Source organism: Pantoea sp. UBA5035, from assembly GCF_002415245.1.
Taxonomy (GTDB): domain Bacteria; phylum Pseudomonadota; class Gammaproteobacteria; order Enterobacterales; family Enterobacteriaceae; genus Pantoea; species Pantoea septica.
The window spans coordinates 49308-57473 of the sequence record NZ_DICD01000024.1 but is presented as its reverse complement, the minus strand read 5'-3'; the positions used below and the strand labels follow the sequence as shown (position 1 = coordinate 57473).

The 8166-nt window shown below is 64.3% G+C and carries 4 protein-coding genes; 3 read left to right on the top strand and 1 reads right to left on the bottom strand.

All coding sequences use genetic code 11. From position 1 onward, the window contains the following. Positions 1–81: 81 nt before the first annotated feature. Positions 82–606 (bottom strand): RNA 2',3'-cyclic phosphodiesterase, encoded by a 525-nt coding sequence (gene thpR / locus B3229_RS15810; protein WP_286872307.1) that lies wholly within the window; start codon positions 604–606, stop codon positions 82–84. Positions 607–642: 36 nt separating this feature from the next. On the opposite strand from thpR, the gene hrpB reads away from it, so the two are divergent. The 3 genes from hrpB (at position 643) to fhuA (ending at position 8156) form a co-directional block, all read left to right on the top strand. Then, positions 643–3126 carry an ATP-dependent helicase HrpB gene (hrpB, locus tag B3229_RS15805; protein WP_286872304.1) on the top strand — a complete coding sequence of 828 codons (2484 nt, stop codon included), beginning with the start codon at positions 643–645 and terminating at the stop codon, positions 3124–3126. A gap of 97 nt (positions 3127–3223) precedes the next feature. Beyond that, entirely contained in the window at positions 3224–5761 is a 2538-nt protein-coding gene (mrcB, locus tag B3229_RS15800) for a bifunctional glycosyl transferase/transpeptidase (protein ID WP_286872301.1), read from the top strand. A gap of 193 nt (positions 5762–5954) precedes the next feature. Further along, complete coding sequence (gene fhuA, locus B3229_RS15795; protein ID WP_286872298.1) at positions 5955–8156, top strand: ferrichrome porin FhuA; 2202 nt, start codon at positions 5955–5957, stop codon at positions 8154–8156. Positions 8157–8166 lie beyond the last annotated feature (10 nt).

Genomic DNA, 8166 nt, shown 5'->3' with positions numbered 1-8166 from the left:
CACGTCGGCGAGAAAGCGCTTATAGCGGGTAATCAGTCGGGCGGACTTTAACGGCGGTGAAAACAGCATAGCGCTCCAGAGTCAGGTCAGCGGCCAGCTCGCCAGCGCCTGATAGCGCGTGCGGCCCCGCGCGTAGTGCGAGGAAAACAACGAGAAATGGTCGACGCGAAAGCGCCAGTGAAAGTCGCGCGGCGGCAGCGCGACGCGCGACGCGGCGTCGCGCAGCAGCGTGACGTGGGGATGAAACGGCTGTGCGCTCTGGGCGCAGCCGTGGCGCGCCGCCTGGGCGCGCAGCAGATCGGCGAGCTGCAGCAGGCCGCGCGGCGGCCGCCAGCAGCCGATCCACACCACGCCTGGACGCGGCCAGTGGCCGGCGTCGTCGAGATCGATATCGAAGGCGGGCTGCTGAATGCGCGCCGCAAGCTGTTGCAGCTTCTGCGCGGTCTCGCTTTTCACCTCGCCGAGAAAGGCGAGCGTCAGGTGCAGATTGGCCGCGACGATGGGGCGGCCGGCGTCGTCGGCGAAGCTATCGGCGCGCCAGCGCACCAGCTGTTGCTGCAGCGCGTCAGGCAGCCCGATGCCAAAAAACAGGCGTTGCGTCTCCATGGCGGTCTCCGGCAATCCTCGCGGATGAGTGCTACAATGCGCGCCATCTTAACACAGGCTGAACGGGAGTTTGCCGTGAGTGATTTACCGGTCAGCGCCGTGCTGCCCGACCTGCTTCAGGCGCTCGACGCCGCGCCGCAAATTCTGCTGGCGGCCCCGACCGGCGCGGGCAAATCGACCTGGCTGCCGCTGCAGCTGCTGCGGCAGGCGAAGCTGCCGGGCCGCATTATTATGCTGGAGCCGCGTCGGCTGGCGGCGCGCAACGTGGCGCAGCGCCTGGCGGAGCAGCTCGGCGAGCAGCCCGGCGCCACCGTCGGCTTCCGCATGCGCGGCGAAAACTGCGTCGGGCCGTCCACCCGGCTGGAGGTGGTGACGGAAGGCATCCTGACGCGCATGCTGCAGCGCGATCCCGAGCTGAGCGGCGTGTCGCTGGTGATCCTCGACGAATTCCACGAGCGCAGCCTGCAGGCGGATCTGGCGCTGGCGTTGCTGCTCGATGTGCAGCAAGGGCTGCGGGACGATCTGAAAATCCTGCTGATGTCGGCGACGCTCGACAACGCGCGCCTCTCGGCGCTGCTGCCCGACGCGCCGCTGATCGTCTCCGAAGGACGCAGCTATCCCGTGACGCGCCGCTTCGCCTCGCTCAGCGCCACGCTGCGCTTTGAAGAGGCGGTGGCGCGCGAAACGGCGCAGCTGCTGCGCGAAGAGAGCGGCTCGCTGCTGCTGTTTCTGCCCGGCGTGGCGGAGATTGAGCGGGTGAAGCGCGAGCTGGAGTCGCGCGTGGCGGACGACGTCGATTTGACGCCGCTCTATGGCGCGCTGCCGCTGGCGGCGCAGCGCCGCGCTATCCTGCCCGCGCCGCCGGGCCGCCGCAAAGTGGTGCTCGCTACCAATATCGCCGAAACCAGCCTGACCATCGAAGGCATCCGCCTGGTGGTGGACAGCGCGCTGGAGCGTGCCGCGCAGTTCGACGCGCGCAGCGGCGTCACGCGGCTGCTGACCCAGCGCGTCAGCCAGGCGTCGATGACGCAGCGCGCCGGTCGCGCCGGGCGTCTGATGCCCGGCATTTGCCTGCATCTGATCCCCGAAGAGCAGGCGTCGCGCGCCGCCGCGCAGAGCGAGGCGGAAATCATGCACAGCGATCTCGCCGCGCTGTGGATCGAACTGCTGCAGTGGGGCTGCCAGCAGCCGGATCAGCTGACCTGGCTCGATGCGCCGCCGGAAAAACACCTGCGCGCGGCATGCGAGCTGCTTACCCGGCTTGGCGCGCTGGACGAAAGCGGCAAGCTGAGCGCGACGGGACGCCGCATGGCGCAGCTCGGCGGCGATCCGCGCCTCAGCGCCGTGCTCTGCGCCGCAGGACAGGAGGCCGATGCGGTCGCCAGCGCCGCGCTGCTGGTGGCGATTCTGGAGGATCCGCCGCGCAGCGGCTCGCCCGATCTGCGTGACGCGCTGCATCGCCCGCAGCCGCAGTGGCAGCGGCGCGCCAGGCAGTGGCAGACGCGGCTCGGCGTCAGCGGCGGCCGCGTCGATGAAGATCGCTTTCCTGCGCTGCTGGCGGCGGGCTTCGGCGACCGACTGGCGCGCCGCCGCGACAATGGCGGCCGCTACCAGCTCGCCAACGGCCTGGGCGCGATGCTCGATACGCAAGAGGGGCTGAACCGCTACGAATGGCTGATCGCGCCCGCCTTGCTGCAGGGTAGCGCCACGCCGGATGCGCGTATGCTGCTGGCGCTGCCGATCGATATCGACGCGCTGCGTCAGGCGCGGCCGGAGCTGGTAGAGGTGCGCGCCGAAGTCGAGTGGGACGAAGAGAAGGGCACGCTGCGCGCGCTGCGCCGCGAGCAGATCGGCGCGCTGGTGCTGAAGGCGCAGCCGATGGCGCGCCCGGAACCTGAGGCGCTGCACGCCGCCATATTGCGCTGGGTGGCGCAAAAAGGCCTGGGCGTGCTGGGCTGGAGCGAGGCGGCGCAGCAGCTGCGCGTGCGGCTGCAGTGCGCCGCGCAGTGGCTGCCTGAAGAGAAATGGCCCGCCGTGGACGACGAGTCGCTGCTGGCGACGCTTGACCGCTGGCTGCTGCCGGAGATGGGCGCGGTGCGCGATCTGAAATCGCTGCAGGCGGTCAACCTTGTCAGCGCGCTATTACATTTGCTCACATGGTCGCAACGCCAGCGGCTGGATAGTGCGCTGCCAACTCATTACACTGTGCCGACCGGCAGCCGGCTGCCCATTCGCTACCATGCCGATAAGCCGCCCGCGCTGGCGGTGCGCATTCAGGAGATGTTCGGCGAGGCGAGCAATCCCGCCGTAGCGGAAGGGCGCGTGCCGCTGGTGCTGGAGCTGCTGTCGCCCGCGCAGCGGCCGTTGCAGATTACCCGCGACCTGGCCGCCTTCTGGCGCGGCGCATATCCGGAGGTGCAGAAAGAGATGAAAGGGCGCTATCCCCGCCATCCCTGGCCCGACGATCCGGCCAGCGCGCTGCCCACAAAGCGCACCAAAAAATATTCCCCGCAAGGTTGAGCCGGCTGGATCGATTTCAGAGGGTTCCGCCATGCGGAAAAGGTAAAAGCCGCTAGAGTATCGGCGCAGCCAACGTAATGCCTGGAGAATGAAACCAATGTCTGGGAACGATCGCGAACCCATTGGGCGCAAAGGAAAACAACCCAAGCCGCCGCGTAACGCTACGCGCCGGGGTCGCCGCAGGGATGAAGACGATTTTGAAAATGATGATTTTGCCGATGAAGTTGAGGAGAAAGCGCCTGTGCCGCGTAAAAGTAAAGGAAAGCGTCCGCCGCGCGGGAAGCGCCGCTGGTTAGGCTGGTTGATCAAGCTGTTCCTCGTGTTTGTGGTGATTATGGCCGCCTGGGGCGTCTACCTCGACTCGGAGATCCGCGCCCGCATCGACGGCAAAGTGTGGCAGCTGCCCGCGACCGTCTACGGCCGCATGGTCAGCCTGGAACCGGGTATGGCCTACAACAAGAAAGAGATGATCGCGCTGCTGGAAGGCACGCAGTATCGCGAGGTGTCGCGCATCACGCGTCCCGGCGAGTTCTCGGTTAAAGGCAACACTATCGATCTGCTGCGCCGCCCGTTCGACTTCCCGGACAGCAAAGAGGGCCAGGTGCACGCGCAGATGGTGTTCGACGGCGATGAGCTGGGCGAGATTAAAAACCTCGACTCCGGCCGCGACTTCGGCTTCTTCCGTCTCGATCCGCGCCTGATCACCATGCTGCAGTCGCCGAACGGCGAGCAGCGCCTGTTCGTGCCGCGCGCCGGCTTCCCGGATCTGCTGGTCGATACGCTGATCGCGACCGAAGACCGTCATTTCTACGAGCATGACGGCATCAGCCCTTATTCGATCGGCCGCGCCTTCCTCGCCAATATCACGGCCGGGAAAGCGGTGCAGGGCGGCAGTACCCTGACGCAGCAGCTGGTGAAAAACCTGTTTCTGACCAACGAGCGTTCACTGTGGCGTAAAGCGCGCGAAGCCTATATGGCGGTGATTATGGACGCGCGCTATAGCAAGGATCGCATTCTGGAGCTCTACCTGAACGAGGTCTATCTCGGCCAGGCGGGCAACGACCAGATCCGCGGTTTTCCGCTGGCGAGCCTCTACTACTTCGGCCGTCCGGTCGACGAGCTGAGCCTCGATCAGCAGGCGATGCTGGTGGGCATGGTGAAAGGCGCCTCGCTCTATAACCCGTGGCGCAATCCGAAGCTGGCGCTGGAGCGACGCAATCTGGTGCTGCGCCTGCTGCAGCAGCAGAAGGTGATCGACCAGGAGCTCTACGACATGCTCTCGGCGCGCCCGCTCGGCGTACAGCCGAAAGGCGGCGTCATCACGCCGCAGCCCGCCTTTATGCAGATGGTGCGTAACGAGCTGCAGGCGAAGCTGGGCGACAAGGTAAAAGATCTCTCCGGCGTGAAGATCTTCACCACGCTCGATCCGGTCTCGCAGGACGCGGCGGAAAAAGCGGTGCTCGACGGCATCCCGGCGCTGAAAAAACAGCGCGGCCTGAAAGATCTGGAAACCGCGATGGTGGTGGTCGACCGCTTCAGCGGCGAAGTGCGCGCCATGGTCGGCGGCGCCGATCCGCAGTTCGCCGGCTATAACCGTGCGCTGCAGGCGCGTCGCTCTATCGGCTCGCTGGCGAAACCGGCGACCTATCTGACCGCGCTCAGCCAGCCGAACACCTATCGTCTCAACAGCTGGATCGCTGATGAACCGATCGCGCTGAAGCAGCCGAACGGCACCGTCTGGAAACCGATGAACGACGATCGTCGCTTCAGCGGCAAGGTGATGCTGGTGGACGCGCTGACCAACTCCATGAACGTGCCGACGGTCAACCTCGGCATGACGCTGGGGCTGGACGCGGTAGTGGATACCTGGACCAAACTGGGCGTGCCGAAAGATCAGCTCAACCCGGTGCCGTCGATGCTGCTCGGCGCGCTTAACCTGACGCCGATCGAAGTGGCGCAGGCGTTCCAGTCGATCGCCAGCGGCGGCAACCGCGCGCCGCTCTCGGCGGTACGCTCGGTGATCGCGGAAGACGGCACCGTGCTCTATCAGAGCTTCCCGCAGGCGCAGCGCGTCGAGCCGGCGCAGGCCGCCTATCTGACGCTCTACACCATGCAGCAGGTTGCGGATCACGGTACGGCGCGCGCGCTGGGCGCGCGTTATCCGAAGGCGCATCTGGCGGGCAAAACCGGCACCACCAACGACCTGATCGACAGCTGGTTCGCCGGGGTCGACGGCAAAGAGGTCGCCATTACCTGGGTGGGCCGCGACAATAACCAGCCGAGCAAACTGTACGGTGCCAGCGGCGCGATGCAGATCTACCGCCGCTACCTGGACACCCAGGCGCCGATGCCGCTGGTGCTGACGCCGCCGGAAGATGTCTCAATGATGAACGTCGATTCCGCAGGCAATTTCGTCTGCGGCAACGGCAGCAGCACCTGGCGCTCGCTGCCGGTATGGTCGCTCGATCCCGACGCGCTCTGCCAGCAGCAGCAGCAGCTGTTCCAGCAGCAACAGCAGCAGTTGCAGGAGCAGCAGAACCAGCAGCAAAATCAGCAGCAGATGCAGCAGCAGCCGGAGAAGAAAGAAGGCGATGGCGTCGCGGGCTGGATCAAAGATATGTTCGGCGGCAACTAAATCGTCGATTAAAAAGGGCGCTACGGCGCCCTTTTTTTGTGCCCGATCAATACTGCGCGAATGGCCGCCAGACGGCGCTGCGCGCGGGATTATCCCTTGCAGAAAGCAAAGCGTTTCGCCTAGAATCCATTCGGCATAATAATCATTCTCGTTTCCATTCGCCTGCCCACTACTTTATTCAAGAGACACTACTATGAATGCGCGAACGACTTTTCCTTGTTATCTGCGCGGCGTTTTTTTCCGCCGCCCGCTGGCTTTGAGCATTGCCGTGATTTTGGGTTCAGCAAGCGCCTCCGCGCTGGCTGAGGAGACGCTGGTGGTCTCGGCGGACGCCGCCTCCGGTGCGGCGCAGGAGAGCGCATGGGGCCCGGCGCCGACCATCGCCGCCAAACAGAGCGCCACCGGCACCAAAACCGACACCCCGATCGAGAAAAACCCGCAGTCGGTTTCGGTGGTCACGCGCGAAGAGATGGAAAAGCGGCAGATAACCACGGTAAAAGAGGCATTCAACTACACGCCGGGCGTACTGACCGGCAACCGCGGCAGCTCGCAGGTGATCGACGCGCTGTCGATTCGCGGCTTCAGCGAGACCAACACCAACCAGTATCTTGACGGCCTGAAGCTGCAGGGCGACAACTATTCCGAGTTCGCCATCGATCCTTACTTCCTTGAGCGCGCCGAGCTACTGCGCGGCCCGGTTTCGGTGCTTTACGGCAAGAGCAATCCCGGCGGCGTGGTGGCGCTGGTGAGCAAGCGCCCGACCCAGGAAACCCTGCGCGAAGTGCAGTTTCAGATGGGCAGCGACAATCTCTTCTCGACCGGATTCGATTTTGGCGGCGCGCTGGATGACGACGGCGTCTACAGCTACCGTCTGACCGGCCTCGCGCGCAGCGCCGATGCGCAGCAGGAGAGTAACAAAGAGAAGCGCTATACCATCGCGCCCGCGTTTAGCTGGCGCCCGGACGCCAATACCCGTTTCGACCTGCTGACCTATTTCCAGAACGAGCCGGAGACCGGCTACTACGGCTGGCTGCCGCGTCAGGGCACGGTGGTGCCGATTACGCGCGCGGACGGCAGCGAGTACAAACTGCCGACCAATTTCGACGAAGGCGAGCAGAGCAACAAAATTTCGCGCAACACCAAAATGGTGGGCTACAACGCCGAGCACAGCTTCAACGACACCTGGACGGTGCGCCAGAACCTGCGCTACGCCGATCTGCGCACCGACTATCGCAGCATTTACGGCAACGGCTTCGACGCCGCCACGCAGTCGATTACGCGTGGTTCCGCCGTATCGCAGGAGAAGCTGAATCAGTTCGCCGTCGATACCCAGGCGCAGGCGAAATTCGCCACCGGCGCGCTGGATCATACCCTGCTGCTGGGCGTGGATTATCAGCGCACGCGCAACGATATTGACGCCGCCTTCGGCAGCGCCGCGCCTCTGAACGCGATTAGCCCGCAGTATGGCAACGACGCCAACGTCGGAACGCCTTTCCCTTATCAGTACCTCAACCGGCAGGAACAAACCGGCCTTTACGCACAGGATCAGATGGAATGGGATCGCTGGGTGCTGACACTGGGCGGACGTTATGACTATGCGATGACCTCTGCGCTGAACCGTAACGGCGATACGGAAGTGAAAAACCACGATCAGGCATTTACCTGGCGCGGCGGCCTGAACTACGTATTCGATAACGGGATCGCGCCTTACTTCAGCTACAGCGAATCCTTTATCCCGACCACGGGCACCACGTTAAGCGGAGAGCCTTTCGATCCGTCGCGCGCGAAACAGTATGAGGCGGGCGTGAAGTATGTGCCGAAGGATCGCCCGATTACGTTAACCGCCGCGCTCTATCAGCTGACCAAGACCAAAAACCTGACGGCAGATCCGATAAATCCGTCATTCAGCGTGCAGGGCGGCGAAATCCGTTCGCGCGGCGTTGAGCTGGAAGCCAAAGCGGCGGTCAACGCCAATATCGACCTGACGGCCGCCTACACCTACACCGACGCGGAATATACCCACGACACGCTGCTGAAAGGGCGTACGCCGGTAGAGGTGCCTAAGCATATGGCGTCGCTCTGGGCGGACTACACCTTCCATGAGACCGCGCTCTCCGGCGTCACCGTCGGCGCAGGCGTGCGTTACGTCGGCGAAAGCAAAGGGCTTTACAGCACCGGCACGCAAAACAATCAGAACTTCGACGTCGCCGGATACACCACGGTGGATGCGATGCTGAAATATGACCTTGGCCGCTTCGGTCTGCCGGGCTCATCAGTGGGCGTCAACGTGAAAAACCTGTTCGACCGCGACTATGTCGCCAGCTGTTATCGCGACTACGCCTGCTACTGGGGCGCAGAGCGTCAAATCGTCGGCACCGCCACTTTCCGTTTCTGATGCAACCGGG

Bases quoted from the DNA above. Each gene is read 5' to 3' on its own strand.
- hrpB (WP_286872304.1), top strand. From the start codon at position 643: ATGCGCGCCATCTTAACACAGGCTGAACGGGAGTTTGCCGTGAGTGAT.
- fhuA (WP_286872298.1), top strand. From the start codon at position 5,955: ATGAATGCGCGAACGACTTTTCCTTGTTATCTGCGCGGCGTTTTTTTC.
- mrcB (WP_286872301.1), top strand. From the start codon at position 3,224: ATGTCTGGGAACGATCGCGAACCCATTGGGCGCAAAGGAAAACAACCC.
- thpR (WP_286872307.1), bottom strand. From the start codon at position 606: ATGGAGACGCAACGCCTGTTTTTTGGCATCGGGCTGCCTGACGCGCTG.